Annotated in this window: 1 protein-coding gene; it reads left to right on the forward strand. The window is 65.1% G+C overall.

Going from position 1 to position 538, the window contains the following annotated elements; genetic code table 11:
* Positions 1–23: 23 nt before the first annotated feature.
* Positions 24–538: BACON domain-containing protein (locus tag EII41_RS13760; RefSeq protein ID WP_260425609.1), on the forward strand; the 515-nt coding region annotated here is incomplete at its 3' end.

The following is a 538-nucleotide window of genomic DNA, read 5'->3' on the forward strand; positions in this document are numbered from 1 at the left end:
CCGCCGGCAGCGTCACGCAGGAGGTGAACGTCACGCAGCAGGGCGCGTCAGCTCCCCCTGCGCTCGCCGTCAGCCCGGCCACGCTCAGCTTCGTAGCCGCCGGCGAAACGAAGCCGGTCACCGTCACCGCGAGCGGAGCATGGACGGCCGCCTCGGATCAATCGTGGCTTACGCTCTCGACCGGCAGCGGTACGGGCAATATGACCGTCAACGTTACGGCCGCGAACTATACGGGCACGGCACCCCGCACGGCCAAGGTCACCTTTACCGCCGGCAGCGTCACGCAGGAGGTGAACGTCACGCAGCAGGCCGGAAACATAAACATGAGCCGTTACATCACCCTGACCGTCCAATCCGGACAGCCCATCCAGCTGGCCTTCCGGGCCGCGGCCGCCGGTACGCCCGTCAGGGTCGTCAGCGGATCGAACACGACCGATGTAACCGTTAATGCCACAGGAAGCCATTGGAGCCCCGACCAAAACTTTACGTCCGACGGCACCACGATGACCGTCTATGGCGATATCACCGGGTTCGGTTG

Source organism: Tannerella forsythia (assembly GCF_003860135.1).
Lineage (GTDB): Bacteria > Bacteroidota > Bacteroidia > Bacteroidales > Tannerellaceae > Tannerella > Tannerella forsythia_A.